The following is a 25,339-nucleotide window of genomic DNA, read 5'->3' as shown; positions in this document are numbered from 1 at the left end:
ACGCAAAGTAATCCTGAGGGATATGCGCAACCCGTGAAAAGCAGCTTGCCGGAAGTATTCTCCCGGCAAGCGCTTTGAGGATCGAATCAAGCCGTCTGCAGGCCTACCGCGGTACGTTGCATGCCAACGAAGTTTGGCAATGCTTCGATGCTGCTCAGCCAGGCACGGACATTCGGGTAGTCAGTCAGCGCCACGTTACCTTCGGGAGCGTGAGCCACGTACGTGTAGGCGGCAACATCGGCCACGGTCGGCTTGTCACCGGCCAGGAATTTGCTTTGACCCAGCCCATCTTCCATGACTTTAAGCAGGGCGTGAGAACGTTTGATCGCTTCTTCTGGGTCATAACCGGCACCAAAGACGGTAATCAATCGCGCGGTGGCAGGGCCCGAACTGATTTGACCGGCGGCTACTGACAACCAGCGTTGAACCTTGCCCAGCGCTACCGGATCGGTCGGCAGCCATTGGCCGTTGCCATATTTGGCGGCCAGGTAAACCACGATGCCGTTGGAGTCGGCCAGTACGGTGCCGTTGTCATCGATCACCGGTACTTGTCCAAAACTGTTGATCGCCAGGAACTCGGGGGTTTTGTGTGCGCCCTTCATCAAGTCCACAAAGACCAGTTCTGTCGGCAGGCCGAGCAGGGACAGCATCAATTCAACCCGATGAGAGTGGCCGGACAATGGGTGACGATAAAGTTTGATCGCTTGGGACATGACGTACTCCGATTGTTTTTGAGTTCGACCCGGTCATCGCGTCGATGGAGCTATCTTCCCCTGCCCTCCCAAACTGAGGAATGACCAGCAATTACAATCCAGCATTTCACGGGAAGTAATAATCAGCACTCTTGCATCGAGTCTACTGACCCACTGACACGCCTACCATCAAGTCCATGAAGGCCACTGACGCCGCGCTGTGGTAGTTGTTCTTGCGTCGCAGCAACGAGGCGCCCCGTTGCGGTCCCTTATCCAGCAACGCGATCTTGCGCAGGGCGCGGTCCTGGGTAGCGATGGGTTCCGGAAGAATGGTGGCGACCGCCGTGTGCCGAATCACTTCCAGCAAGGTATTGACCGAGTTGACCTCGATCACCACTTGGGGAGTGATCTGCGTCTTGACGAAATACTCATCGATGCATACGCGGGTGGCGAAGTCCGGCGTCAGCAGTGCGAATTGCAGTTGCGCCACCTGCTCGGCGGTCAACGGCGTCCTGCAGTCGTACAACGGGTGATCGCGTCCCACCATCAAACCCAGGGTTTCGGTATAGGCCGGGATCGTTTCGATGTCGGCGTTTCTCACATCATCGAACGCAATGGCGATATCCAGCGAATCATCCGCCAGGCCGGTTTCGATATCGTCCATCGACAACTCGAAGATTTCCAGATGGATGTTGGGATAGAGGGCCATGTAGTCGCGCATCAAAGGCCCGACCAGATACGCCATGAACGTCGGCGTCATGGCCAGGCGCAGGGTGCCGCGCGACAGGTCCTTTACATCGTGCAGCGCCCGCTTGCCGGCCGCAAGTTCCACCAGCACGCGACGCGCGCATTCGATGTAAGCCTGCCCCGCATCGGTCGGTTTGACGGTACGCGAGGTTCGGTCGAACAGCACGACACCCAGGGTTTCTTCCAGTTGCCGGATCTGTTGCGACAGGGTCGGCTGGGAAACATGCAGCGCCTCTGCAGCGCGGGTGAAGCCGCCGTTATCGGCGACGGCCAACAAATAGCGCAAATGGCGCAGCAGCATAAGAACTCTCCTCTATAGGCACTGCTTATGCGCTGCATTGTATAGCGGAGTGGACTGTTATTGATTAACTGCAGGCAGGTTGGCCCCTGTAGGAGCTATCGAGTGAAACGAGGCGGCGATCCTTTGATCTTGTTTTAAAAACAAAATCAAAAGATCGCCGCCTGCGGCAGCTCCTACAGGGCCAATACTTGCTCGACCTCCGGGTCATCGACAGGTGAGCGCAAGCTGGTGCCAGATGCAGGTCGACGAGCTCAGGTCCTTCGTGACGAGATAAGTGGACTTCATAGCAAGACTGTTAGTAAAAGTCGTGAGTTGGTTGCCTGCCATCATCTGCCGGATACAGGCGTACGTAGGGTCACGAACTCTTCTGCCGAGGTCGGGTGGATGCCGATGGTTTCATCGAACAGGCGCTTGGTAGCACCGGCCTTAAGCGCGATGGCCAGCCCCTGGATGATGTCGCCGGCGTCGGGGCCGACCATGTGGGCGCCCAGCACACGATCCGTCTGGGCGTCCACCACCAGTTTCATTAGCGTCTGCTCGGACGATTCTGTGAGCGTCAGCTTCATCGGCTTGAACCGGCTCTCGAAAATCAGCACTTTGTGGCCATGCTCCAGCGCCTGTTCCTCCGTCAGCCCAACGGTGCCGATGTTGGGCTGGCTGAACACCGCGGTGGGAATGTGGCGGTAATTCACCGGGCGATAGTCTTCGGGTTTGAACAGGCGACGCGCGACCGCCATGCCTTCCGCCGTGGCGACCGGGGTCAATTGCACCCGGCCAATCACATCGCCCAATGCCAGAATCGATGGTTCGCGGGTTTCAAAGTTGTCGTTGACGTCGATGAAACCCTTGTCATTGAGTACGACGCGGGTGTTTTCCAGGCCCAGATTGTCGAGCATGGCGCGGCGGCCAGTGGCGTAGAAAATGCTGTCGGTCTCCAGTTGACGACCGTCGTTAAGCGTCGCCAGTAAACTGCCGTCTGCTTGTTTGTCGATCTGCACGATATCGGTGTTGAACTGCAATTGCAGACCCCGTTTAGTCAGCTCTTGCACCAGGTGCATACGAACCGATTTGTCAAATCCGCGCAGGAATAGCTCACCGCGATACAGTAGGCTGGTGTCGGCACCCAGTCCATTGAAGATGCCGGCAAATTCGACGGCGATGTAACCACCGCCAACCACCAATACTCGCTTGGGCAGTTGTTTCAGAAAGAATGCTTCATTCGAAGTGATTGCGTGCTCATGACCTGGAATATCCGGGATCTGTGGCCATCCGCCGGTGGCAATCAGAATGTGCTCAGCGCTATAACGTTGGCCGTTGATTTCAACGTGATGGGCATCGGCCAGCCGTGCATGGCCTTCGAGCAAGGTCACGCTGCTGTTGATCAGCAAATTGCGGTAAATCCCGTTGAGTCGTTCGATCTCGCGATTCTTATTAGAGATCAATTTTTCCCAGTTGAATTGCGCCTTGCCGGCCGTCCAACCAAAGCCCTCGGCCTGTTCGAAGTCGTCAGCGAAATGCGAGCCGTAGACCAGCAGTTTCTTTGGCACACAACCGACGTTGACGCATGTGCCACCGAGGTAGCGACTCTCGGCTACCGCTACTTTCGCGCCGAACGCGGCGGCAAAACGCGCTGCCCGCACACCGCCGGAACCTGCACCAACTACAAATAAATCAAAATCGTAGGTCATCTCAATTCTCTGCAAGGCACACAACACATGAACTGTTGATTGTCGTTAAAGGGGAGGAAAACGAAGTTTCAATGCACGCAAAAACGTCGCGCGTGGTGTCAAGAGCGAAGTATCGTTCTGATACTTACTGGATCGGTGCGTAACAGGGGCCGCTCTGGACTCGCTAGCCAGCGCTCCCATCAATTGGGGCAGCAGAAAGCCACCTTCGTATTCGGTATCGGCCATGGCTGGGGCGTCCAACCAGCGGTTACCGTCGCAGGAATGAGCGACATCAATCATGTGAAAACTCCCTGGATGGACACTGCATTAACCCGAAATGAGTCAATTGCTTCTGAATTAAGTCTCCCCATCTATGGACAATTAGAGAACCAGCAGGGATGTCATGACTTAATTGTGCTGGGTGAAATAATCTAGCGAGGCGTTGTCATAAGGCCCGAACATCAGCGTCTTATGCGAGGTCATTGATATTCAAAAAAGTCCAAGCCTGCAAAACGCTTTCTGAACGCATCGCGCCGCCAGTCAGTTGGGCAGCATCGCGCAACAGGCCGGCACCGCCGTCAGCCTGCACGGCATTGGTGGCGCTTGGTCGGTTCAATCGCTACAGCCCGCAGTTCGCCGTATCGCTGATCAGCGACGATGCCGCGACGAAGGAGCGCGCTTCTACAACGCCGTCAACGCGCCTTTTGTTGGCAACGGCATCACCCGTCGGGTTGATGGTTAAAACGCGCTCAACAAGCCGGAACTGGGTTTGTCGAACTGGAAGAGCGGACATTTGCTTGCGCGCAGTACGATTCTCTCGGGTGATGACCTGTTCACCATTCGCAGCCACATGACCCAGGTCGATCTGGGCGTCAAAAGCTGAGACCGTCGCTTCCAGCGACCATCCACTATGAGGTCGCTGGAAGGAAACGGAGGCCTATCGTGTGTTGCCAGGGACGCTTAGCCACCGCTGCACGCCGTTCCCCAGACTTGATACGTTACGGTGTGACGCTGTCCATGTGAATCGTCATACGTCAGCTCCACGGGGACGATTCCGCATGCATTACTGACATCGGTAATGCTAATGGTTTTGGCAATATCCAAGGGAACCCCGGGACGTGCGACCTCCTCGGTCGGTTCTGCCAGGATGCTGCTGGATACGATGGCAAACGCCAGAGCAACCGCGGGTTTCAATATGTTTTCCGATAAGCGATTCATGCGCGACTTTCTCGCAGCAGATGACGAGCGGAGTCGGCCATCACAGTGAGAGAGCCTGCCAGCATCAATACGTCTTTAAGCACCAGACGACCGCCACCGGACAGGTAGGGAAAACCGTGCTGAGCGTCGCCTAGGGCACCCACCCAGGCTTCGGGCGTGGTGATCAGAAAGCTCAAAGTCACCAGCGGCGTACCGAAGGCCAACGCACCACCGAGCAAGCCGGTGCGTCGTGAGATCGGGTTGGATAGAACCAACAGCCCAATCAGAAGTTCGACAATGCCCAGACCGGTCGAGAATCCGTAGGTGTTGTTACCTGTCTGCCAGGCGCGCTTCTCGACGTTCAGTTCACCTTCATGTGTCAGGTGAGCGTTGTACTCTTGCGGGTGTTCGTAGAAGAACGACATGAAGGGGCTGTTGGCGACAAACGGCGTGATGCTATCGGCCTCGTATGGGACGAATTTTAGTGCGCCAATCCACAGGAAAACGATGCCGATGGCCAGTCGCATGAGCGAAGCGCCAAAGGTATCCACTTTGCTGAGGAACCGTAACCAGGTTGTAAATGAGGTGAGCATGGGACTTCTCCAGAACATTGAATGTGGAGCTAGTCTGCTGGTTTGGAGACCGGTGCTTTTGTTCGTCATGCTCAAGTTGTTGCTTGATCGTCTCAACGTGACCTTAACGTTTCAATGACGTAAAAAAGCCTCGGCTCTTTGTAGTGCCGAGGCTGCGGTGGACGCGATGTCAGACTAGTTTTTCAGCGTATCAAACGCTTCGAGCGTGCGTAGCGAATAGATGTACGCAGCACCCGCGTTCATCGAGATAGCCGTGGCCAGGGTCGCCGCCACCTCTTCGCGGCTCGCGCCTGCCTTGATCGCTGCGTTCGTATGTGCGGCGATACAACCATCGCAACGAGTAGTGACAGCGACGGCGATCGAGATCAACTCGCGTGTCCTGACATCCAGCACATCGTTTTCGGCAGCGGCTTCACCGAGTGCCATGTAGGCTTTGACCATCTTAGGGTTGCTCTTGCCCAGTGCGCCGAAGGCTTTCTGGATAGTGGGCAATAATTCAGACCAATTATTGAACATAGCGTTAATTCCTGAACAGGTTGAGTGTACTGTTTCGACAGACTCAGTTTTCTCCAGTGGCGCGATTCAGGTTTGTTCAATCGGCTCAGCTTTTATTGCGAAAGACTCAAAATGAATTCAATCGATAAACTCATCAGCTTGGCCAACGTACGCGGCAGCCTGGATTTACGCTGCCAGTTCGAGGGGGATTGGGCGCGCGAGCATGAGCAGGAAGCCTTGGGCAAGGCGCCCTATCACATCGTGTTGGCCGGAGAGTGCCAGGTTTATTTTCCCGATGGCCAGCGTGTTCCCATGAAGACCGGGGACATTTTGTTGCTTCCACGAGGCGCGCCGCATGTCATGCACAGCACAGGCAAAACCGTAGCGCCGACCGTGCCGTACGTTAGCGAAGGTGGTGTCGTGCCGATGCATCGTATTGGCGGGGCCAGTCGCGATTTTGACATGCTCTGTGGCGGGTTTCACTTCAATCGCACGTCACTACTCTTCGCCGCGCTGCCCGAGTATCTGGTCGTCCCGCCCACCGCCAGTGGGCAGCTGCCTGCGCTGGTGGAGATGCTGCGTGGCGAAGCGGACGGCCACCAGGTCTGCTCCAGATTCATGCTCGACGCGCTATCCCAGGCGCTGTTCACCCTAATCCTGCGAGCGCACTTGGCAAGCGATGGCCAGACCGCCGGCTCATTGGCCTTGCTCAGCGATAAACGCCTCGGACGCGCCTGGCAGGCGATGCTGGCCGACCCTGCATTCGAGTGGACCGTTGAAGGGCTGGCGGAAATGGCGAGCATGTCCCGCGCAACTTTTCTGCGCGCATTTGCACGCTTGGCGGGCGCATCACCCTGGGTGCTGTTGACTCAGGTTCGCATGGAATTGGCGTTCAACTTGCTGAGCCACTCCCATCTGGGTTTGAGCGATATTGCCGTACAGGTCGGGTATCAGTCGCAGTCGGCGTTCAGCAAAAAATTTAAAGAGTTTTACGGGGAAGCGCCGGGAAAACTACGTCGTCAGAAGTAGTTTGTGGAACTGTCGCGAACCGTGACAGCGGGGTCAGAGTTTGATTCTATTCTAACAGGAGTCAACTTCTGGCCTAGCTGCGCCGCTTGGTGTGGCCGGTGAACCTCTCCTATGTGTGGCGTCGGCACCAGTCCCACAATTGTGACAAGAGCTATTAATTCCCACGAGAGCATCGCCCAACCGCAGAGTCATCAAAGAATTTTTGTAGTCCGGCCCCCTACGACCTCTCAGGAGAGACGGATCCAACATCTTGCGCTCGGACTTTGATCACTTCGGGGAGCGCGTTGGATGGCCTGCTCTTAAAAAGAAATTCTACGTGTCCTGAACAGATTTTCCCGCAAGTAGTATGCCCTCGCGGAGCCGGTTTTTACCAGACCGGTAGGTAGCGGGTCATTCCGTCCACCAACTCTGCGCTGGCATTGATCCGTTGCCCATACTGGCGCAGGACCTTGGCCAGTTTCTTGCCGTCCTTGCTTTTGTCCTTTCGCCGAATGGCACGCGAGACCTCATCGGAAAACGACGCGCTCAGTTTTTCCTGGCCAGTCCACTCCCTAGGGTTGTACTCAATGACGTCAAGCTGAGGCGTTGCGGTTAACTCCTGAATGGCCAGATTCTTGATCGAACTCTTGCCGCTGCCCCATAGCCCCGTCAGGGCAACGACCAGGCTCTTTGGTTTTTCCAGCCGACAATCGCCGCCGCTAGGTTTTTAGCAAATGTGGATCGCCCTAGTAGATCCTGCTCGGCAGCTTTGATCGGTCGGTCATTCGCGAAACCCAATTCATCCATCGCTCATTCCCTGTGTCGTGTCATGTCCAGCCGTTGAAGCGTAGGCGCCGTATGCTGAAGATGTAGCCTGGGGTGCTTACTTCGCTGACTTGGGTTCGGGCTTTTTCCTCGCGCGTGTCTTGCGTTCGCTGACCGGCGATGAGCGAGATGCACTAACTTCTGCTCCAGCGTGTCGCCACGCGCTTGCTGTGCTGCGGCGTTTTGCAGTGCTTGACCCAGCGCGGCCTGCGCACCTTCAATCTTTTGCTGCAACTGCTCAAGTTGGTTGCCTGCTTCCTTCACTTGGGGGGCATGGCTTGCTCTCTTCTCTGGCACGATCGACTTCACGATGCGCACGATCCTCGACCCCGCGCACGTAGATCTCCTGCGCGACGCGTTCCTACTCGGCCTTAAGTCGCAACTCCTGCAATTCCTGCTGCAAGGTCTGGCTTTACTGCTGCGCGTCACCGCGTTCCCGCAGCAGGCTGTCGCGCTGCTCAGGTCTTGAATCTGCGTCGCACGCTGTTCCAGCAGCAACTCCAGGTCCGCCAAGCGAGTCTCGCTCACTTGCTGGGCCGCCTGCGCAGTCGTCGCATGTTGCCGCGCTAGTGCGGCGACTTGACGCGCCTGGCCCTCCACCGCGGCGACTCGCTCGCGTTCGGCAGCCAAGACCTGACGTTCTTCGGACAACGCCTGCTCAGCAACGCCATGGGACAGATGAATCGCCTGTTGCCACAGGGCGACAAAGGCCTGCGAGACCTCCGCCGGCAACGTCAGCAGGCGAGTCTCGCCGCTCAGCCGTTCGGCCAGCCTCACCCAAGATTGAACGAGCAACCCGCCGACGCACGTCGGACTGCCGCCCCCCAGTTCCAAGCGCACACGTTCCACCGTTGGCCGCTCCCCACGGGCCAGCACCGCATCCGCGGCGGCAAACACGTCGCTTTCCGGCCCCCCTACTGCCATGGCCCGCCTCCGGCTATATTGGGTCTGATAAGGGAATGTTATCCGGACCTATTGAAACGTTGAACGAGATGAAATTGACAGAGCCGGTACAGATGCCCTCCTCCCAGCCGCCGAGGTATTCATTGCCGCCGGTACCGCGGCTAATACGGTGCGCAGCTACCAGGGCGCCCTTGCCTACTGGTCAGCCTGGCTGTAACTACGCTACAGGCGCTCACTCGGTGACGGCGCCTTACCGCCAGAGGTGGTGGTGCAATTCATTGTCGACCACCTCGCCCGACCGGACGGCACAGGCAGCTGGAGCCACCTGCTGCCACGATGCTGCGCTGGTCGCTGCCAAGATCAAGGGCAAGCCAGGGCCGCTGTCGTTCAGCACCGTCAGTCGTCGGCTGGCCGTCCGGGCTAAGTGGCATCGCCTGAAGCAGTGGGTTAATCCGGTAGAGTGTCAGTCTGGGAAAACCCTTTTGCGTGAAGTCCGCAAGGCCCAGACCCGCCAAGGCGTATCCGTAAGGAAGAAAACCGCAGTGTTGCTCGAGCCGCTGTAGGCGATGCTCGCCACCTGCGACGACGGCGTACGTAGTGTGCGCGATCGCGCACTGTAGCTGCTGGCCTGGAGCGGTGGCGGACGACGGCGTTCGGAGGTCGTAGGTTTACAAGTCGGCGACGTGCGCCAACTGGATGCTGATACGTGGGTGTACGCTTTGGGGGTCAACAAGACCGATACCGGCGGCATACGTCGTGAAAAGCCATTGTGTGGCCCCGCGGCACAGGCCCTCACTGCCTGGCTGACTGCCGCTCCTGCTGATAGCGGCCCGCTGTTTCGGCGGCTGTATAAAAGCAACCGGGTCGGTACCGCGCCCCATTCGGCAGATCAAGTGGCGCGCATCGTCCAGCGTCGGGCGAAGCTGGCTGGCTTGGATGGGGACTGGGCGGCGCACAGCTTGAGATCCGGCTTCGTCGCCGAAGCCGGGCGCCAGGGCGTGCCGCTCGGTGAAGTGATGGCCATGACTGAGCACCGCAGTGTTACAACTGTGATGGGCTACTTTCAGGCGGGCTCCCTATTAAACAGTAAAGCAACCTTTTGTTCACCGGCGCCAAAACATCAATCGATCACGCTGAAGACGAGTTCTAATAGTTTTCTGTTTGGTGCAGATTGTTCCAAGGCAAAATGATCGGATGGCCACTCTCACGCTCACATTGGCTGGGCAGATGGAGGAACTGAAGGGGGACTGAGACTGTCACACCCGTACTCAGCTGGGATCCGTAACAGTCCCAGCGCAACGTTCCATTTTTTGCGACTGTGACTGCATATCGTTTATTACTAAATTGACTTGTCATTCGCATAAAATTAAAGCATACAAGTATTGGCGCCCACGCAGCCATGACAACTCTTAAAGCTGGCGAAATCATAAATTTCAAGAGGTGCTCTTTCTTGGCCGATGAAAATATCTTGCCAAGTGAAGCTTGTCTGTCGAAATACAACGCCCAGCAGGATGTGGCAGTACTCGAATCAAAGGGCAGTCGGGGATGCGTTCTAGCAGATGACTGACCTTCAAAAGTGCCCGCGCCCACATGGCACGCCGAGCAGACCGGCTCCACATCTTAAAGTGACACTGCGTAAGCTCAACATTGAGCAGCGAGGCAACCTGCCCGTAAAAATGACGACGCCATAGCCTCTATTGGTTGAGAACTGCAGGACTCGCTAAATCTGACTCAGCCGTTTACTTACTTCCTTGAACCGCTCGACCCGCACAGATAAGAAAACAGCCAATACTGGAATTAACTTGAACGTCACGCTACCCCGTTACCCCAAGCAGAATTTATCCATTAGTTCAATATTGTATCCATCCACTACCCCAAACTAGATGCTGGGATTATGAAAACTTCGCAATTGGAATCACGCAGTTCGACTCAGCAGGCTTAAAATTGAAACAGAGTCCAACAAAGCAAGGCACAGAAAACCAAGAAATTATAATATTACGACCGAGCAGCCACTGTCAGTCGTGTAAAACGCTGCGACTTTTAAACCGCATTACCACCTACACACGATAGTAGAACTTTAGCTTTAGATGATCTCATCGTATTGAAGACGCCACCTGCACCTTCATGTTAAGATGTGAAACTAACTACCACCCCTTCAGGGTTTACTGTTATGAGAAGAAAAATATCTCAAGCGGACGTTGAAAACGCGCTGGCACGATTGGAGTCAATGGCCACACCGCCGACGCTTGACGCCGTGCGTACCGCTTTGGGAAATCAAGGGTCAAGGTCTACCATTGTCAAGCTGTTAAAAAACATCAGAGAAACGCCAAACACGACTCCCGCTCTTGAGAAAAGCATCATGCCTATGCCCTCCTACCTGTCGCGGACCGACTTTTATGAAAAGGTCGACGGTGCCGAAAACATGGAGGGTGCAATCAACTACCTCATCACTGAAAAAAGTGACCCTACCGGCATCATGAGTGACTTGTGCGTGGTCATTCAACGCTTGCGACTCGAAGTAACGCAGTGTCAATCCGAAGTTGTCCACATTCGGAACCTGCACAAAAGCATGCTGAATGCCATGCAGTCCGCGATTAAAGAATGACGTCCCGTTGACGTTGGTGTTAATTGAGTGCTCGATACATTTTGGCCCTAACCTTTTTGTACACACGGAGCGCTAAAACATTGCAGGCTGAAGGTGCTGCATCTTTCCGTCCATCAATGTAAGTAACCAGTCGCTCCCGATCTAGCCACCCCAAAGCCAAGACTGCCTCTCGCCAGGCACACCATCCTTCGAAGCTTGCAGAGGCTTCATGAGCAAAAAAATCGTTTTTCACTAAGGTCCAAAATTTTCTTTCATACGTAACCTCCGGCTCCGTCAGCCGCCTTGTAACCTCACTGCTATGGGCCAGCTTAACGTTGATGATGAGCCATAGATCATTGGCAAATGATTGCCAAGGCTCCTCGGTGCTGATTTCGATGTACGCAACACACAACCGGCGCGCAATCTCCGCGCAGTAAGTGGGTCGACTGCTACAACCTAGCATCGCTAGGAGACAGGCCAGTTGGTCGAGTGCTGATAAACTATAGATGCCTTTGAACCATTTCCCACCGTATCGCGTCCCGTCCCACCCAAAGGATTTGAGGATGCAGAGGCTTTGGCTGTCGGTACAAGACAACCCCGCCGCCTGCCAAACAGGGTGTTCGTAAAAAGCCCGTACGGAAGGTACCGCATGAAAGATTTTGTCGAGGCGCGATTGATGGGGCTGATGCCCGTTTAGGAAACGACGCCATGCCTTTTCGTCAGCCGATCCCTTCGGCAAGTGCTGATCTTTCTCGAACCATCTAGCTAAGGCAAACCCTGCTCGAGCGACCCCCAAACAGTCGGCCAGATGTGCCGCTGTAACCATTGAGCGAAAGTATTCCGTCAGTGGTTTTGCATGTCGCCCCATCCATTCTCACTCTTAAGTGCTTAGTACGATTCTAATCAAAATTTCCTTAATTTTTACAATGCGGAATGTTTTCAGCCCTATGAAAATCATTCATCACGTTGATAAATATAGCTTTATTTTTATTAGCTAAATTTTTTTATGCCCGTTTTATGCCCGCCAAATGGACGCTAAGCTGGAATTAGTAAGGAAACGTACCGTACTAAATGCGGTCCGTTCGTACTCTTGCGTTTCGAATGGAAGGGACTTGGTAGTGAAACAATCCATAGCGGCAGGAACAGTTGTGATCGCGCTGGGTAAGCTGGCGGTTATCACGGAAGTAAAAAATGCTGAGCAGGTCAGCGTCAGAATTAACGACACAGGTGAAACGAAAATTGTGGCGGTCGCAGATGTGGAGATCATTCCTGAAGAGCAGGAAACCATCACTCAGCTCACAACCTACGATCCCGCAGACCCCAAGGAAGCTATGAAGCTGATCGCAGCCGCGGAGCAGGCAGTGATTCTCAAAGAATATTTCAACGGGGACATGACGCAAAACGAGGCGGCTCAAAAACTCTCGCTGAAGAAATCCGCCTTTTACAAACTGGCATCACGCTTCAATCACGCCTTGGGCGCACTGAGCATCATAAAAAACTCCCCTGGCGCCAAAACAGGAAGCCATCGAATTCCCGAGGCAGTGGTTGCTGTTGTTGAAGAGTGTTTTGACCGCCATTACCAAGGAGCGGCAGCCTCCTATTCCCATGTTTGGAAACAGACTCAAGCCGCATGTGCAGAAAAGGGGCTCCCGCCTCCAGGTCTCTCAACTGTACAGCGATTGATTAAAAAGATGGATCCCAAAATTGTGTTCAGGCAAAAGCACGGTCTGGACGCGACAAATCAGCGATTTCAAACCAGACCAGGGTACGTCCACACGGACTACCCGCTCCAGCACGCGCAAATGGACCATACCCGAGTTGATCTCATTCTTCGCGCCGAGCATGACCGCAGTCTCACCATCGGCAGGCCATGGGGAACGTTGCTCATCGATGTCCATACCCGAATCATTCTCGGTTTCTACCTGAGCATGTTCCCTCCCTCGCTGGTTTCAGTGCAACAGACTGTCTGCATGGCGGCACTGCCAAAAAAAAAGAGTCCCCCAACTCTCCCACCCATGGGATTAGCTATCCCTATTACGGGATGCCTGAAAAACTGGGCATGGACAATGCCGCAGAATTTCATTCTCCGGTTTTGGAGGCAGGATTAAGAAAACACGGCTGCAAACCACATTGGCGCAAAATCGGCAAGAAACACATGGGAGGGACCATTGAGAGCCTTATTGGCACGCTGATGACCACTTCCGTTCATTTCCTGCCTGGCACTACCTATTCCAATGTTAAACAGCGTGGAGAATATGACAGCGAAAAACACTCGGCCCTGACGTTCAAGGAATTTTGCGCCTGGTTTGCCGGGCAAGTTCTGATCTACCACGGAACGGTTCACTCCGAACTCAGGAAGTCGCCTAAAGATGCTTGGGAGGAGTTCTACTCCCACAAAACAATGGCGCTCCCTCCGATAATTATCAATAAAAGAAACCTATACATTGATTTCTTGCCCGAACGGCACAAGCCCGTACGGAACAGCGGAATCACAATTAATGCAGGGGTTTATTATGCCCCAGAATTGGCGATCAAGCAGGGCAAAGGCAAAACAACTGTAAAGTATGACCCCAATGACATGACGCACATCTGGGCAAAAATACATGGTGACTATATTCGTGTGCCCCTTATTCGATCCACACACAACTTCATTAACTATGAGTACTACCGGGTAGATCGCGCATTCAACCAAGGGCGACCTGCTGGAACCATCACAGATCCCGAAGCGCTTCAGCAACTGATAAAAAACAACGAATTGGTAAAAAAATCGAAGAAAAAAACCCAACAAAAAAAACGCGAGACGACTCAGACCGAGGCTCAACGTCAGCACAAGGATCGTTTTTCTAATGGTGTACCTAAGCAAATACCGATCAATGACGAATACCATCAGGTCCTGGCTCGTCAGCCAAATGCCGCGGTAAATTTTTCCAAACCACCCGCTTTGTTCGACGATAAGGATTAGCATGAGCGATCAAATCAAACCGTACGCCCACCTACGTAAATCTTTACAGCATCTCACCCTGCTTCCAGACGAACAACGGGTCATGATCTGCCTGCAAGACGTGTTCATTGACTATCCAACGTCCCAATCAATTATCGAAACGATTGGCTACATGCTCAAGGTTGAGAACAAGGTACAAGCACCGTGCATGTTGGTTTGGGGCAGTGGCGGATATGGCAAAACAAGCATCATCAAACGTATAAAAGCCATTAACGCAGAGAAAAAAGAGAAACTAATATTCATGAGTTTCCGTCAAAACCCTAATAACTATAACTTCCGGGAATTACTGTTTGAGTCATTCGGCATGCCAATTACACGCAAATTCAGCGGGTATGATGCCTCGAAAGAATTCGCACTCACTGTACAAAGGCTAAACATAAGAGGCATCGTCATCGACGAAATCCACGACGCACTGACACTCACCCCGTTTCAGCAAAAAATAAACTTATCATTGCTCAAAAACCTTTCGGGTGACCCTTACAATCTCAGCGTATTTGCATTTGGAATCGACAAAGCAAGTGAAGCGCTTCGTCTAGATCCACAACTGGAACGGCGATACATGCAACTGCCCCTTCCGACCTGGTCCTTGGACGAGAATTTCAGAGCGTTTCTGGCAGGTTATGAGCGCGTTTTGCCGTTGAAGCTGGAATCAATGCTGTGGTCCGAAGACCTCGCAACCCGCTTGTATGCCCTCTCGGCAGGCATTATGGATAACGTGGCAAAAATCATTCAAGTGTGCGCTGCCGAAGCCATCATCTCAGGCACCGAAAAAATCACCCCGGAACTCGTTGATCGCGCGCCATTGCTCGCCCTCAAATTTGGCGTGTCTATTTTGATCAAGTCGCCTTCGCATTGACATGAAACGACAAGACGCCCTGATCCGACGGGTCGCTGAAGTGCACGAGCTTTTAACCCTGAGCACACCTCAAGCGACAGACACAATTAAGAAGGCAGCGTACCTCCTGCAAAACCAGGAACCTCCACCACCCATATTGTATATCACTGGCCGTTCAGGCTCAGGGGTATCGACAGTAGCGCAAGGCATCTACCTATCACTACGAACGGATGACGGTGGTGTATTCATCATGCCACAAACAGGGGTTGACCCTGGATTACCACCAATAGCAAGGCTATTACGTCACTTTGGATTCGAATGTACTTATGAGGTACTCGAAGTATCTGCCATGAATCAACTGCCCGCGCCCGTCATGAATCTTGCGCAGATGTTGGGCTTTTCTGTCGTGATAGTCGAAGATTATCTGACGGGCGTTGCGAGTCCTGAGCAGAAGCGAAGGCATATAGAACAATGGAAAAAATTAACGGCCTTTCCGTTAACCTTAAAATTGGTGTTAGCCGCACCGTTAGACCAGGTCAAGCACTCTTGGGATAACCAGGAAAGTACGCTGGAGCACCTTCATATAAATGAATGGGAACGCGGCAACCTTTTATCAAGTTATCTAGACGATTTGTCAAGCCTGTGCGGAGAGACGTTAAGGTTAGATGCTCCCTTATCAAACCACATGAAAGAAATTCATAAACTCAGCAAAGGCAACACAGCCCACATGCTAATACACATTCGGCAGTGTGCCATTCACAGCATACTTTCCAATGTAAGCCATATCCCATCTGAACTCTTCCGATTGTCGCTTAAGGAGTTGACTGAATCGAATGCCCGACTATACAGCCAGCTTACCAGCGTGTGACGAGTCGTTCTCCTCTTGGCTTCAACGACTACCTGCAGCAACGCTCTCGCAGGCAGACATCCTGCAAACCGTTTCCGAACGCCAATTGGCGGGTCTCGATGGTCTAGATACGGTCGATCCCGACTTCGACCTGCCATACCACTTTGAATCAAGAATGCGTGAATCATTTCATTTGAAGAGATTTAGCTTTGAACAATTTCGTGCCCAGGCTTCATGGATATTGCCTCACAGCTTTGCAGACTACGCTTGCCTGTCGTGTATTGCCGACTCACTCAGAAAACATGAAAGAATTGTATTTCAGAAGAACTGGAGATATGTCGTAGCACCTATATGCCCCGTTCATTGCGAGATCTTGACTGGCTTTAGAGATCGTCAGAGTGGGTACCTGCAGTATCTGTTTCCGCCTACAACTCCTTTGCGTATGAATTTGCCACGACACGCAGCTGCTGAAGTCGTCAAAATCGCACTCAAGATACAGATCCAGATGCTCCGAATGGAAATGCAATTGAGCGCAGGGTCTTCATCGTTCATCAGTCCGCTCGTGAAAACCTACAATGCACGGAAGCTTTTGATAGAGTTCTTTTTGCAAGCTGCTCCTGCAGGTGCTGGCCTGGCATCTCAATTCATCACTACGCCACGTCCAAAGGAACCCTCATTGAGGGTCCACGGGCTTAAGTTATTGATGAAAATCGGCGCACTGCAAAGCAATTGTGCGGAACGTGCATGCGCACTCGTGTTGATGGGAGTTGTCACGGGCTGGGTCACGGCAAAACAAATTAAAATACTTAATGAAGAGGTACGCTCAGAACGTATCACGTGGGGCTGGAGGCCTATAGATATTGGTCGCTCTTGTCGTCAAATTTACGATCATCACATGTTTAGCAACATGACTCAAATAGGACCCGCGCTCGAAATCTTAAACAACCGCCATATCGCCTTATTCAAAAAAGGGCTCGGAGTATGAAAAAATACGTCAACCTATCAAAAATACACCACTGCTACTTCAATCTTGGAATTCCCGTAACACCTTCAAAAGGGACTCAACTAGGGCCGCTTCATGTTATCTGTTCCATGAACATTGAAACAAATAAAATAATAGGCTACATTTTTACAAATAGCCACCCCACTCTAATGGATCGATTCATCCTACTTTGTAAGATTCACTCAAACTCAAACGACATTAAGGCGTGGAATATTTCGCCCAACGGTGGGGTTCCTTGGTTTCCGAATTCCACGAGAATTTTCAGTGAGACGCAGTGTTCTATTCAGCTGCGTTTATGGAGAGAAATACGGGAAGGCGACCATACGTTACTAAATTTCTTGATGGACATCCCACTCAACTACATGAGAGTGCTCATACACAGACGATATCTCCCGACTTACGCTGTGGAACGCTATGTCAGTGAGAAAGTTAGCGAATACAACTCAACGGGCTCCTAAATCGATCACCACATAGTTGCGCCATCCTCACCTTTACCCCCCCAATCAATGTCTCATCTATTACCACAACCGGTTATTTTCCCCATCCTGGTGATGAGAAATCAGCGCCCCCACGTCCTGCGCGAAAAAAGTTCATCAATCGGCGGAAAAACTGTCAATCATTGGCTATTTTTCCGTCTATTAGTGACTAATACGTGGAAACACATGCAAATCAACTAGTTATAAATTCCGTTTATTAGTGAATGCTGACAGCTCGGAAGTAAATCTTTGAAATTTCCGGAAGTAAAAATTTGAAACGATGGTTTCGTCCCCATTTCAATAAATTACTTCCGTACCCTCTATGTCGCATGTTTCGCATTGTATCTGATGCATTTATGGTTGGTACGGTCACCCGATGGCCTGCACTGATAGATCCACAACGTGTTCAGTTTTGGTCTCCATTGGTCCTCGTGGTCTCCGTTTAAAGGTTTTACTTGCTGGGCCCGCGCGGGTCTACTTCCCAAAACGACGCTGTGTGAAATCTGAAGCCTGCAGCATAGAGTTGATGCTCGGATTTCAACGGCTGTCACTCGTGGTAAGGATCGACGGCTGAGACATTCCATTCAGATAAGGTCATATAGCTAGTGCGATCACCTGGCAGCCTAGGGGCTGCATTGCTTACGACACAGGTCCACCTGCAATCACGTCGCTGTGTGAAATCTGTAGCGTTCAGCGTGGAGTTGGTGCGCAGATTTCAAGGGCTGCCACTACCAGTATGGGGAAAAGACAAACGTCGGCAGTTCTCAGAAGTAATCGTGTAAAAAAATGGGAAGTAATCGTGTAAATCGAGTCTTTCGCCTCACGTTCACGGATTTGCTTACAGGCCACTTGTCTGGCAATCATCAGCGCGCTGAAGGCTCTGGCGCAGCCTTTGGGACCGTCATTGTTCGTGATTTTACGTCATGAGCGGCGAATCCAGAAATGTCGCCCTTGATGAACGTGATCGCGGACCGTATGCGGATTCGCCTATTCGTTTGATTAAAGGAGCTTTTTGGGGACGAGTTCGCTCGTTTACGGCATTACTTACGCGGCAAGCCCATCCGAAAACACGTCGCTGTGTGAAATCTGAAGCGTTCAGCGTGAGTTGGTGCGCAGATTTCAAGGGCTGCCACACATGCAAAAGCGCCGCCGGATTTACTTGCAAATACTGACGGTTTGGCGGTGAACACCTTGCGTTTGAAGGCTTTCTAGCTTTCCTCCCGCCAAACACTCTGGAAACTCTCCTGAATCTGGCAGATTAAAAGCTCAGTAAAATGCCAATTCGGTACCGTTGTTAACCACAATTTTGACTTGTTAACTACGGTGGTTAACAAGTCAAAAAACAAGTTAGCACCGTAATTCTGACTCTGCATGTTCGCCTTGATTTGTCTGGCGCGCCTGGGATTTCAACACTCTGTAATACTGTTCCAACTCCGGGATTTGCCGCTTGGAACTGTTACACTTATCATTGCTCGCGCTGGTCTGTCAGTCGTGACTTCCAGTTTTTGGCAACCCGCGAGATAAGGGGACTACATCAAAGCGCCCTGACACCACTGTCTGACGAGAGATATGTGCTATTGAAAGTGGTCTACCGCCTATGGCAACGTAACGACCTTTACGTGAAATAATTTACTAGCTCAACTAAACATCTATTTAGTTGAGCTATTTCCCAAGTGCCCTCTGATCATTATGGTCCGATCTTCCGCCTGCCCTCCATTTCCATTGTCGATGACATTTCAATGAGTTGCAGCTCATCCTTCACGCGGGGTGGCTGCTCTCTGATTCATGGCTGAACGCCCTGCGCCATAGGGTTCACGATGTGCGATTCAGTGGCAAGTGCTGTTCCAGTGCAAGCACATTCCGTGTCGTGGCGAGTACTGCGTCTGGATTGAGACTCATCGAATCGATGCCAATCTCCACCAGATACGCGGCCATCTCGGGATAATCAGACGGCGCCTGCCCACAGATTCCAGAATGCCGGCCGTTGCGCTTTGCGCCTTCTACCGCCAGACGAATCAGTTGCTTCACACCAGGATCACGCTCATCAAAATCGCAGGCGACGATCGCCGAATCCCGATCCACGCCAAGCACCAGTTGAGTCAGGTCGTTGGATCCGATGGAGAAGCCATCGAACAGTTTGGCGAACGCATCAATCTGGATGACATTGTTAGGTATCTCGCACATGACATAAATCTCCAGACCATTTTCGCCACGCTCAAGGCCGTGGCTGGCCATCGCCTGCAACACCCTTTCCCCCTCCCCCACGGTGCGGCAGAAAGGGATCATCAACTTGACGTTCGTAAGGCCAATCTTGTCGCGCGCCCATTTCATAGCCGCGCACTCCAGTGCAAAACCTTCGGCATACGCCGGGTGGGTATAACGGATAGCGCCACGAAAGCCGATCATCGGGTTGTTTTCTTCGGGCTCGAAGTACTGGCCACCCAGCAGCGTCGCGTATTCATTGCTCTTGAAATCGCTCATGCGCACTACGCACGGTTTTGGATACACCGCTGCTGCAATCGTGGCGACGCCCTCGGCCAGGGTCTTGACGAAGAATTCGGTAGGGTTTCCATAAGCGACACTCAGGGCAGCGATCTTTTTACCCGTTGCGTCATCCACTTTTTCCGGGTGCACGAGCGCCATCGGATGGACCTTGATGTATTCACTGATGATGAACTCCATGCGCGCCAGGCCGATGCCATCCACGGGCAGCGAGGCAAGACTGAAGGCCTGATCGGGGTTGCCAAGGTTCATCATGATCCTGGTTCGAGGGTGTCCCAATTGGCTGAGGTCGGTTTGCTGAATGTCGAACTCCAGAATGCCTGCATAGATGTTCGCGGTTTCGCCGTCGGCGCAACTGACGGTAATCGAGGCGCCCGTCTCGATCTTCTCGACGGCATCTACGGCGCCGACGATGGCCGGAATACCCAGCTCGCGGGCCAAGATGGCGGCATGGCAAGTACGACCGCCCTGGCTCGTCACTATCGCCGCGGCGGTTTTCATTACCGGTTCCCAATCGGGTGTCGTGGTGTTTGCAACCAGCACTTCGCCGGCTCGAAAATCACTTAAATGTGCAGGGTTACTGATAACCCGCGCCTTACCGGCGCCAATTCGAGTACCGACAGCCTTGCCGCTGAGCAGGACGGTCGATCGACGCTTGAGATGGTAGATTTCAAGCACACTTCCTGTCTGTTGCGATGCCACGGTTTCCGGGCGCGCCTGCACCATATACAACTGACCATCGAGTCCATCCTTGGCCCACTCCATATCCATGGGCTTATACGCACCGGCTTTTTCCGAGTAGTGGGTTTCCACCTTGATGGCATAGTCGGCCAATACCATGACCTCCGTATCAGAGATACAAAAGTGCGCGCGCTCTTCGGTTGGCGTGTCGATGTTTTTGGTGTATTCCACCGCGATATTGCGGGTATTGAGTACGTTGGTAAAAACCATCTTCTTTTCTTTGCTACCCAGGCTTCGCTTCAACACCGCACGATAGCCCTTTAGAAAACCGGGTTTGTGCACATAGAAACTGTCGGGGTTAATCGTGCCCTGTACGACATTCTCGCCGAGTCCCAGCGCAGCATTGATGAACACCACATCCTTGAAACCTGTCTCCGTGTCCAGCGAGAACATCACGCCACTGGCCCCAATGTCGCTACGCACCATTTTCATGACCACAACGGCCAGATGGACCTTGTAGTAATCAAAGCCACGGTCGTATTTGTAGTGGATGGAGCGGTCAGTGAAGTTGGAGGCCAGGCAGCGTTTGTAGGCATCGATCAGGGCATCGTCAGTGGCGACATTGAGGTAGGTGTCGTTCTGCCCGGCAAATGAAGCCTGCGGTGAATCTTCAGCGGTCGCCGAGGAGCGTACTGCCAATGAAATGTGCTCACCGTATTGCTGCCTGAGTTGGGCGTAACCCTGCAATATCGCCCCCCTCAGATCTTCGGGTATTGCACAGCCGTAGACAATCGCCCTCGCCCTTTCCCCTCGCGCCTGCAAGTCCTTGACGTCAGAGGGATCAAGCCCGTCGAGTGCTTCATGCAATGGCTGCCAGGCGTCATTGTGATCAAGCACATAACGATACGCATCAGAGGTAATGGCAAAGCCGTTTGGAACGCGTACCCCCAATGCCGTCAGGTTCTGGTACATCTCCCCCAGCGAGGCGCTCTTGCCACCGACCAGTGGAACATCGTTGAGATCCAGCTCGCTGAACCAACGGATATTGTTGTTGGAATACGTCACGGTTTCTCTCCGATTATGGCGTGCCTGCGTCGTCCGGCTCGTCATCCACTGCCGACCAGGGCATGTGGATCGGCATCGGCCAGTCATTTTGCTCGTTGGCCCTGTGATGTATCACCGTCCAGAACAGGTCGAAAATGGTTTTCTGTTCCTTATCCAGCGTTTCGTAGAAGGTTTTGGTCCGCACCTGAGCAGCGTCCAGGCGTACCAGATGGGCCTGCATCCAGTCCGCTTGCGCACGTAGAATCGCGATCCCCCTGGCCATCCGTTCCGGTGTGGTTTCATCGTTCAGCATGTTCTGGGCAGGTGCCATTGCGCCAACTGCGCCTGTACCCTTTTCCAGTTGCTGATGGGCATCGGCCATCACCGCTGTTGCCCACGCATCCCAGGCAGGCAATTGCTCGGGTTTGAGGTCAAGTTTGCCCTTGAGGCCATCCAGGGTTTGCTGTGTCTGTTCGAGCCAGTCGAAATCAGGCTGTTGTTGGGCCATGGCGCCTGGCATTGTCATGGACGGGTTGGCGAAAACGCTGGTCGATGGCGACAGTAAAACGCTTGCCGCAATCAATACGCACAGCCCGATCAGCCTTGATCTGTTCATGTTCAGCTCATCTCGATCCTGTGGGGTCGACTCGAGCATAGGACCCGCATTGGCGGGCAGTCTGATCCATGTCAGAAACCACGGCGATACACGAACAATGGGATGGTCGGTCAACGCTGACGGGCGCTTGTCTTGAATCCTTAACGGTACGTGCGTCCCATCAGTGCGCCAACCCAGGGTAGAGTCGTGTGGCGAGAAACAGGAGCAGAGCAAACACAAACAGCATCACCGCAAAGCTGGTACTCACCGCGTAGATACTCTGGCCACCGACGATCATGGCTCCGCGCAATGCATCCACCAGGTAGGTCAGCGGGTTACACACGGCAACGATCTTCAACCAGCCCGGCATCAGCTCCAGTGGGTAAATGGCGTTCGATGCAAAGAACAGCGGCATGGTCAGCACCTGGCCGATCCCCATGAAACGCTCGCGGGTTTTGACGATGCAGGCGATAACCAAAGAAAAGGTCGAGAAAATACAGGAGCCGATAAACACCCCGGCGGTAACGGTCAAGACAGGCAGCAACTGCCATCTGATTTCCACATGCAGTGCGATGGCAATCAGATAAACCACGAGGGCTTGCACCAGCCCCCTCAGCCCGGCCGCTAAGGCTTTACCCATGATGAGCGAACCGCGATGGGCCGGTGTGACCAACAGTTTGTGCACGATTCCCAAGTCGCGCTCCCAAATAATGGCGATGCCATAGAAAATGGCGCTGAACAGGATGCTTTGCGCAAGAATGCCCGGCGCCATGTAATCCAGATAGCGCAGGTTGCCGGTCGGGATGCCGCGCACTTGGCTGAACACCTGACCGAATATCGCCATCCATAACACTGGCTGCACAGCCCGTGACAATAACTCGGTGGGGTCACGAATCAGCTTGCGCACTTCAGCATCAGCGACGGCGAAGGTCTCAAGGATAAAATCAAACATGCGGATCATCCCAGTCGGTGGATAACATCTCGACTCTCGCGCGTGTCACGATAGTTACCCCCCTGTTCAATGACGACGCCGCTGAAATAGACGAACACATCATCCAGACTGGCGTTTTCGCCGACCTGGGCCTTGAGTACATCGGGTTTTCCTGTCACGGCAAGGCGTCCTTGGTGCAGGATCGCCAACTCGTCGCACAGTACGTCAGCCTCCTCCATGTCATGGGTTGTGATCAGGATGGTCATGCCTTGGCTGGTACGCAGTTGCTGCAACCGCTCCCATACCGTTCTGCGCGCGATGGGGTCCAGCCCCAGCGCAGGCTCATCCAGAAATAACACTTGTGGGTAATGCAGCGTTGCCTGGGCGATTTCGAGCCGGCGTATCATGCCGCCTGAATAAGTTCGTACCAGTTTCGAGGCCACCTCTTCCAAGCCGGCAAATGCCAGTGCTTCCTTGACTCGCGTGACGCGGCGGACACCTCGCAAGCCGTACAAGCGGGCCGAAAGGTTGAGGTTTTCGGTAGCCGTCAATGCCCCATCGGCCGACAGCATCTGTGGCACATAGCCGATACGCCGCCTGACTTCGATCGGTTGCCTGGCAATATCGAAGCCCGCCACGGTGGCCGAGCCGGAGCTGGCATCGAGCAACGTAGTGAGGATTTTGATTGCCGTACTTTTTCCCGCGCCATTGGGACCGAGCAGGCCGAAAATATGCCCCTGGGTCACTTCAAGCGTCAAACCATCAAGTGCCGTGAGGTGATCGAAACGCTTGCTCAATGCCTGGGTGGTGATTGCGAATGACGCATGTGTATCAGTCATGCTTACACCACTCTGCTCGGTGAGGTCAGTGACAGGAGCAACTTACTGTCATCTGACCACGCCGGCCTGCTGTTGATTTAAATCAAATCAAGGCACAACCGCCCTCCCGTTGGACCTGACGCCTCAAAGGCTTTTGGGGTCGTGCCAGGACCGTCAGTGCGCAGCAAGGTGATGCACAGATCAAAATCGTTGAGAGACTCAGTCACACAGTGGATCGAGCGTCATTTTTTCGAATCCAAGTGCCGGGCGTTTCCTGATCTGATCAGGCCGTCACGTTCGACTCGGGGAGATGAACTTCATTAGCACTGCGACCCGCTAGCCAAGCGAGCACAGACGCCGCAACCAACACGGTTGCGCTTAGCTCGAATGTGGCTTTATAACCGCTCAGATCAAAGGCCAGGCCACCGATGATGGCCCCTGCGGCGATAGCCAGTTGGACAATGGCCACGAGCAGGCCCCCACCGGCTTCAGCATCATCCGGAAGCGTTTGCGCCAGCCATGTCCACCATCCAACGGGAGCAGCAGTAGCGACCAGCCCCCATACGCCGAGCAGCACGGCGGTCAGCAACGGCGAAGCGCCGTAGTTCACTAGCGCCAGTGCTATGACAGCCATGATCAGAGGTATAACCGTCAGCGTGCGATAGAGACCATTGCCGATGAATCTTTCGATCAGAAAGGTCCCGATGAAACCTGCCAGTCCCAGACCCAACAGCATCAAAGACAATGTTGAAACGCTGACGCCGGTGACGACCTCAAGAAATGGGCGCAGGTAAGTGAACAGCATGAACTGCCCCATGAAAAATACGCTGACGGCGACCATTCCCAATGCTACTGGCAACCGCTTCATCAGCCGCAGGGCGTTGCCGCTACCTGCCTGGCGCTCGGCCTTGAAGGATGGAAGGCTTATCAGCAGCCACACGGCCGCCAGCGCTGCGACAGGAACAACACAGAAGAATGCGCCACGCCAGCCGATCAGCGAGCCAAGGAAGCTGCCCGCCGGGGCTGCGATTACCGTCGCCAGAGCATTACCACCATTGACAATGGCCAGCGCTCGGGAAATCTGGTCCGGCGGTACCAGACGCATCGCGGTCGCCGCCGACAATGACCAGAAACCGCCGATGGCTATGCCGATCAAGGCACGCCCAAGCATGAATGAGGGGTAGCCTGGCGCGAGCGCGACGACCGTACCTGACACAATCATCAGCAAGGTCAGACACAGCAGCAGCTTCTTGCGTTCGACGCGAGCGGCGATCGCTGCAATGACCAGGCTTGTGATCAATGCGAATGCGCCGGACACGGAAATACCCTGGCCGGCCTGACCTTCCGTGATATGCAGCTCGGCCGCAATGGGCGTCAGCAGGCTGACGGGCATGAATTCTGACGCGACCAGGGCGAATGCGGCCAACGACATGGCCAGCACGGCGCTCCAGCCGCGTTTTTCCGTAGAACGAGAGGTCATTGGAACTACCTGTGGTGCGAAAGGCGTGTTGGTTTTGCGAGGTGGCAAACGAGGCATGAGTCGTACGCTTCGGTTTACGCGAACAGCCGAAGTCAATACACGTCCGGGCGAAAT

The 25,339-nt window shown here is 53.7% G+C and carries 22 protein-coding genes and 2 pseudogenes; 9 read left to right on the top strand and 15 right to left on the bottom strand.

Annotated features, from left to right (window positions below; all coding sequences use genetic code 11):
* Nucleotides 1–86: 86 nt before the first annotated feature.
* The 3 genes from F7R06_RS02415 to gorA form a co-directional block, all read right to left on the bottom strand.
* Entirely contained in the window at nucleotides 87–713 is a 627-nt protein-coding gene (locus tag F7R06_RS02415) for a glutathione S-transferase family protein (protein WP_085702115.1), read from the bottom strand.
* A gap of 142 nt (nucleotides 714–855) precedes the next feature.
* Nucleotides 856–1,740 carry a transcriptional regulator CynR gene (cynR, locus tag F7R06_RS02410; RefSeq protein ID WP_075944490.1) on the bottom strand — a complete coding sequence of 295 codons (885 nt, stop codon included), beginning with the start codon at nucleotides 1,738–1,740 and terminating at the stop codon, nucleotides 856–858.
* 326 nt (nucleotides 1,741–2,066) lie between these two features.
* Nucleotides 2,067–3,428, bottom strand: coding sequence for a glutathione-disulfide reductase (gene gorA / locus F7R06_RS02405; RefSeq protein WP_075944489.1), 1,362 nt, complete (start codon nucleotides 3,426–3,428; stop codon nucleotides 2,067–2,069).
* Nucleotides 3,429–4,006: 578 nt separating this feature from the next.
* Here gorA and F7R06_RS02400 point away from each other — a divergent pair.
* Nucleotides 4,007–4,290, top strand: a pseudogene (locus F7R06_RS02400) (aldehyde dehydrogenase family protein); the annotation flags it as partial.
* A 77-nt stretch (nucleotides 4,291–4,367) separates the two neighbouring features.
* Here F7R06_RS02400 and F7R06_RS02395 read toward each other — a convergent pair.
* From F7R06_RS02395 to F7R06_RS02385, 3 genes are all read right to left on the bottom strand, one after another.
* A complete protein-coding gene (locus F7R06_RS02395; protein ID WP_083659280.1) occupies nucleotides 4,368–4,625 on the bottom strand; it encodes a DUF2790 domain-containing protein in 258 nt (85 codons plus the stop codon).
* Nucleotides 4,622–5,197 carry a reactive chlorine resistance membrane protein RclC gene (gene rclC / locus F7R06_RS02390; protein ID WP_085702117.1) on the bottom strand — a complete coding sequence of 192 codons (576 nt, stop codon included), beginning with the start codon at nucleotides 5,195–5,197 and terminating at the stop codon, nucleotides 4,622–4,624. Before rclC ends, F7R06_RS02395 begins: the two co-directional genes overlap by 4 nt.
* Nucleotides 5,198–5,371: 174 nt before the next feature.
* Nucleotides 5,372–5,713, bottom strand: a complete 342-nt coding sequence (locus tag F7R06_RS02385; protein ID WP_075944486.1) for a carboxymuconolactone decarboxylase family protein — start codon at nucleotides 5,711–5,713, stop codon at nucleotides 5,372–5,374.
* A 111-nt stretch (nucleotides 5,714–5,824) separates the two neighbouring features.
* Between F7R06_RS02385 and F7R06_RS02380 the strand changes: the two genes are divergently transcribed.
* Nucleotides 5,825–6,721: an AraC family transcriptional regulator gene (locus F7R06_RS02380; protein ID WP_085702118.1), complete on the top strand. Its 897-nt coding sequence runs from the start codon at nucleotides 5,825–5,827 to the stop codon at nucleotides 6,719–6,721.
* Nucleotides 6,722–7,088: 367 nt separating this feature from the next.
* On the opposite strand, the gene F7R06_RS30970 is transcribed toward F7R06_RS02380, so the two are convergent.
* From F7R06_RS30970 to F7R06_RS02370, 3 genes are read right to left on the bottom strand one after another with little or no spacing between them, the layout of a single operon-like run.
* Nucleotides 7,089–7,340 carry a hypothetical protein gene (locus tag F7R06_RS30970; RefSeq protein WP_331717017.1) on the bottom strand — a complete coding sequence of 84 codons (252 nt, stop codon included), beginning with the start codon at nucleotides 7,338–7,340 and terminating at the stop codon, nucleotides 7,089–7,091.
* Nucleotides 7,341–7,369: 29 nt separating this feature from the next.
* Complete coding sequence (locus tag F7R06_RS30965) at nucleotides 7,370–7,507, bottom strand: hypothetical protein (protein ID WP_231977881.1); 138 nt, start codon at nucleotides 7,505–7,507, stop codon at nucleotides 7,370–7,372.
* Between the two features lie 3 nt (nucleotides 7,508–7,510).
* Nucleotides 7,511–8,422, bottom strand: coding sequence for a DNA-binding protein (locus F7R06_RS02370; protein WP_425530738.1), 912 nt, complete (start codon nucleotides 8,420–8,422; stop codon nucleotides 7,511–7,513).
* Nucleotides 8,423–8,522: 100 nt separating this feature from the next.
* On the opposite strand from F7R06_RS02370, the pseudogene F7R06_RS02365 reads away from it, so the two are divergent.
* Nucleotides 8,523–9,618 (top strand): annotated as a pseudogene (locus F7R06_RS02365) (site-specific integrase).
* Nucleotides 9,619–10,598: 980 nt separating this feature from the next.
* On the top strand, nucleotides 10,599–11,033 hold the full coding sequence (locus F7R06_RS02360; protein WP_090321830.1) for a DNA-binding protein: 435 nt from the start codon (nucleotides 10,599–10,601) through the stop codon (nucleotides 11,031–11,033).
* A 19-nt stretch (nucleotides 11,034–11,052) separates the two neighbouring features.
* On the opposite strand, the gene F7R06_RS02355 is transcribed toward F7R06_RS02360, so the two are convergent.
* A complete protein-coding gene (locus F7R06_RS02355) occupies nucleotides 11,053–11,880 on the bottom strand; it encodes a hypothetical protein (protein WP_139204785.1) in 828 nt (275 codons plus the stop codon).
* A 250-nt stretch (nucleotides 11,881–12,130) separates the two neighbouring features.
* Between F7R06_RS02355 and F7R06_RS30700 the strand changes: the two genes are divergently transcribed.
* From F7R06_RS30700 to F7R06_RS02330, 5 genes are read left to right on the top strand one after another with little or no spacing between them, the layout of a single operon-like run.
* The gene (locus F7R06_RS30700; protein WP_159437798.1) at nucleotides 12,131–13,120 is read left to right on the top strand and encodes a hypothetical protein; all 990 of its coding nucleotides are present in this window, start codon (nucleotides 12,131–12,133) and stop codon (nucleotides 13,118–13,120) included.
* Nucleotides 13,072–13,974: a Mu transposase C-terminal domain-containing protein gene (locus F7R06_RS02345; RefSeq protein ID WP_159437800.1), complete on the top strand. Its 903-nt coding sequence runs from the start codon at nucleotides 13,072–13,074 to the stop codon at nucleotides 13,972–13,974. Before F7R06_RS30700 ends, F7R06_RS02345 begins: the two co-directional genes overlap by 49 nt.
* 1 nt (nucleotide 13,975) lies before the next feature.
* Entirely contained in the window at nucleotides 13,976–14,869 is an 894-nt protein-coding gene (locus F7R06_RS02340) for a TniB family NTP-binding protein (protein ID WP_090321838.1), read from the top strand.
* A gap of 1 nt (nucleotide 14,870) precedes the next feature.
* Nucleotides 14,871–15,716: a hypothetical protein gene (locus tag F7R06_RS02335; protein ID WP_139204786.1), complete on the top strand. Its 846-nt coding sequence runs from the start codon at nucleotides 14,871–14,873 to the stop codon at nucleotides 15,714–15,716.
* Nucleotides 15,682–16,680: a hypothetical protein gene (locus F7R06_RS02330; protein ID WP_139204787.1), complete on the top strand. Its 999-nt coding sequence runs from the start codon at nucleotides 15,682–15,684 to the stop codon at nucleotides 16,678–16,680. The genes F7R06_RS02335 and F7R06_RS02330 overlap by 35 nt, the downstream gene beginning before the upstream one ends.
* 2,306 nt (nucleotides 16,681–18,986) lie before the next feature.
* Here the strand turns inward: F7R06_RS02330 and ppsA are convergent.
* The 5 genes from ppsA to F7R06_RS02305 form a co-directional block, all read right to left on the bottom strand.
* Nucleotides 18,987–21,422 carry a phosphoenolpyruvate synthase gene (gene ppsA, locus F7R06_RS02325; protein WP_245706691.1) on the bottom strand — a complete coding sequence of 812 codons (2,436 nt, stop codon included), beginning with the start codon at nucleotides 21,420–21,422 and terminating at the stop codon, nucleotides 18,987–18,989.
* A gap of 13 nt (nucleotides 21,423–21,435) precedes the next feature.
* A complete protein-coding gene (locus tag F7R06_RS02320; protein WP_090327318.1) occupies nucleotides 21,436–22,017 on the bottom strand; it encodes a Spy/CpxP family protein refolding chaperone in 582 nt (193 codons plus the stop codon).
* A 160-nt stretch (nucleotides 22,018–22,177) separates the two neighbouring features.
* Nucleotides 22,178–22,948: an ABC transporter permease gene (locus F7R06_RS02315; protein WP_090327323.1), complete on the bottom strand. Its 771-nt coding sequence runs from the start codon at nucleotides 22,946–22,948 to the stop codon at nucleotides 22,178–22,180.
* A gap of 5 nt (nucleotides 22,949–22,953) precedes the next feature.
* The gene (locus tag F7R06_RS02310) at nucleotides 22,954–23,724 is read right to left on the bottom strand and encodes an ATP-binding cassette domain-containing protein (RefSeq protein WP_245706692.1); all 771 of its coding nucleotides are present in this window, start codon (nucleotides 23,722–23,724) and stop codon (nucleotides 22,954–22,956) included.
* 304 nt (nucleotides 23,725–24,028) lie between these two features.
* Nucleotides 24,029–25,225: an MFS transporter gene (locus F7R06_RS02305; RefSeq protein ID WP_090321853.1), complete on the bottom strand. Its 1,197-nt coding sequence runs from the start codon at nucleotides 25,223–25,225 to the stop codon at nucleotides 24,029–24,031.
* Between the last annotated feature and the right edge of the window lie 114 nt (nucleotides 25,226–25,339).

The sequence above is a fragment of the Pseudomonas moorei genome (genome assembly GCF_008801475.1).
GTDB lineage: Bacteria > Pseudomonadota > Gammaproteobacteria > Pseudomonadales > Pseudomonadaceae > Aquipseudomonas > Aquipseudomonas moorei.
The sequence above is the reverse complement of the archived record's forward strand: the minus strand, read 5'-3'. Positions and strand labels throughout refer to the sequence as shown.

Excerpts from the sequence above, each read along its gene's own strand:
- F7R06_RS02415 (WP_085702115.1), bottom strand. The coding sequence starts at position 713 with ATGTCCCAAGCGATCAAACTTTATCGTCACCCATTGTCCGGCCACTCT.
- cynR (WP_075944490.1), bottom strand. The coding sequence starts at position 1,740 with ATGCTGCTGCGCCATTTGCGCTATTTGTTGGCCGTCGCCGATAACGGC.
- gorA (WP_075944489.1), bottom strand. The coding sequence starts at position 3,428 with ATGACCTACGATTTTGATTTATTTGTAGTTGGTGCAGGTTCCGGCGGT.
- F7R06_RS02395 (WP_083659280.1), bottom strand. The coding sequence starts at position 4,625 with ATGAATCGCTTATCGGAAAACATATTGAAACCCGCGGTTGCTCTGGCG.
- rclC (WP_085702117.1), bottom strand. The coding sequence starts at position 5,197 with ATGCTCACCTCATTTACAACCTGGTTACGGTTCCTCAGCAAAGTGGAT.
- F7R06_RS02385 (WP_075944486.1), bottom strand. The coding sequence starts at position 5,713 with ATGTTCAATAATTGGTCTGAATTATTGCCCACTATCCAGAAAGCCTTC.
- F7R06_RS02380 (WP_085702118.1), top strand. The coding sequence starts at position 5,825 with ATGAATTCAATCGATAAACTCATCAGCTTGGCCAACGTACGCGGCAGC.
- F7R06_RS30965 (WP_231977881.1), bottom strand. The coding sequence starts at position 7,507 with ATGGATGAATTGGGTTTCGCGAATGACCGACCGATCAAAGCTGCCGAG.
- F7R06_RS02360 (WP_090321830.1), top strand. The coding sequence starts at position 10,599 with ATGAGAAGAAAAATATCTCAAGCGGACGTTGAAAACGCGCTGGCACGA.
- F7R06_RS02355 (WP_139204785.1), bottom strand. The coding sequence starts at position 11,880 with ATGGGGCGACATGCAAAACCACTGACGGAATACTTTCGCTCAATGGTT.
- F7R06_RS02345 (WP_159437800.1), top strand. The coding sequence starts at position 13,072 with ATGGACAATGCCGCAGAATTTCATTCTCCGGTTTTGGAGGCAGGATTA.
- F7R06_RS02340 (WP_090321838.1), top strand. The coding sequence starts at position 13,976 with ATGAGCGATCAAATCAAACCGTACGCCCACCTACGTAAATCTTTACAG.
- F7R06_RS02335 (WP_139204786.1), top strand. The coding sequence starts at position 14,871 with ATGAAACGACAAGACGCCCTGATCCGACGGGTCGCTGAAGTGCACGAG.
- F7R06_RS02330 (WP_139204787.1), top strand. The coding sequence starts at position 15,682 with ATGCCCGACTATACAGCCAGCTTACCAGCGTGTGACGAGTCGTTCTCC.
- F7R06_RS02320 (WP_090327318.1), bottom strand. The coding sequence starts at position 22,017 with ATGAACAGATCAAGGCTGATCGGGCTGTGCGTATTGATTGCGGCAAGC.
- F7R06_RS02315 (WP_090327323.1), bottom strand. The coding sequence starts at position 22,948 with ATGTTTGATTTTATCCTTGAGACCTTCGCCGTCGCTGATGCTGAAGTG.
- F7R06_RS02305 (WP_090321853.1), bottom strand. The coding sequence starts at position 25,225 with ATGACCTCTCGTTCTACGGAAAAACGCGGCTGGAGCGCCGTGCTGGCC.